This window comes from Achromobacter sp. SIMBA_011 (assembly GCF_046535435.1).
In the GTDB taxonomy this organism is placed as follows: domain Bacteria; phylum Pseudomonadota; class Gammaproteobacteria; order Burkholderiales; family Burkholderiaceae_B; genus Achromobacter; species Achromobacter dolens.
This window is the reverse complement of record NZ_JAWRWN010000559.1, coordinates 1-267: the sequence shown is the minus strand read 5'-3', so window position 1 is coordinate 267 and position 267 is coordinate 1. Positions and strand designations below refer to the sequence as shown.

Sequence of the window (267 nt, the reverse complement as noted above, 5' to 3'; positions counted from 1 at the left end):
CCGTAAAGAATGGCCATTAAACAGGCAAAGACCGCCGCGCCTACGCTCAGCAGGTGGAATTTTCGAACTGAAATCTGTAGGCCGGCCTGAACGAGCTTGTCGCGCAAACTGACATTCTTTGCCTTTTTTGCCTTTTCATTTTGTTTCTTTTCCATATCCCGCAGGCTGTCCTGCATGGATTTGCGGCGCTTGCCGAGCTCCTGAACGCGGTCCCGAGCAGCCTTGATGTTAGCGTGATCGGTTTCGGCGGCCTTAACCCGTTTGACG

Annotated in this window: 1 protein-coding gene; it reads right to left on the bottom strand. The window is 53.2% G+C overall.

The window, feature by feature from the left end; all coding sequences use genetic code 11:
• A partial coding sequence (locus tag SB816_RS32145) for a hypothetical protein (protein ID WP_410548263.1) occupies window positions 1-267 on the bottom strand: 267 nt, incomplete at both ends.